The sequence below is a fragment of the Neisseria sp. 19428wB4_WF04 genome, from assembly GCF_015235335.1.
Lineage (GTDB): Bacteria > Pseudomonadota > Gammaproteobacteria > Burkholderiales > Neisseriaceae > Neisseria > Neisseria musculi.
In genome coordinates this window covers 1-456 of the sequence record NZ_JADGLG010000159.1, presented here as the reverse complement: position 1 = coordinate 456, position 456 = coordinate 1, and the positions used below count along the sequence as shown (strand labels likewise).

The 456-nt window shown below is 71.3% G+C and carries 1 protein-coding gene; it reads right to left on the bottom strand.

Annotation, left to right across the window (positions count from 1 at the left end):
* The coding region (locus IR141_RS12790) for a methenyltetrahydromethanopterin cyclohydrolase (protein ID WP_209304450.1) at positions 1-456 on the bottom strand (456 nt) is incomplete at both ends.

Below are 456 nucleotides of genomic sequence, written 5' to 3'. Positions count from 1 at the left end.
ATTGCGTGCAGGTCGAACCCGACCGTGTGGGCCTTGTGCAGGGCCACTTCGAGCACCCGGGCGACCACCTGGGTCGAGCCGGCCAGGCTCTGGGTCGGCGCGAAGATGAAGGTCAGGTCCTCGGGCCGCAGGCCGGCGGCCTCGGCGACCTTTGCGACGACACTCTCGGGCGGTCCGCCGGCGGCTTCCAGCACCAGAGCGGTCTTCGAGGCCGAATCCCGGTAGCCGAGTTCCTGAAACAGATCCTCGACGGCGGCCACGGCGCGGCCGGGGCCCGAGCCGAGTGCGAAGAAGCCGGAATCACCGGCCTCGTCGGCAAGGCTCCAGCCCGCATACTGGCTGCCCAGGCAGGCGAGCACCGGCGCCACGGCGATGCCGAGGGCCTTCATGCGCTCGCGCAGCAGCTTGCCGAGGCGTTCCGCGTCGGCGGTGCTGGGTGAGGCGTCGGTGTCGATC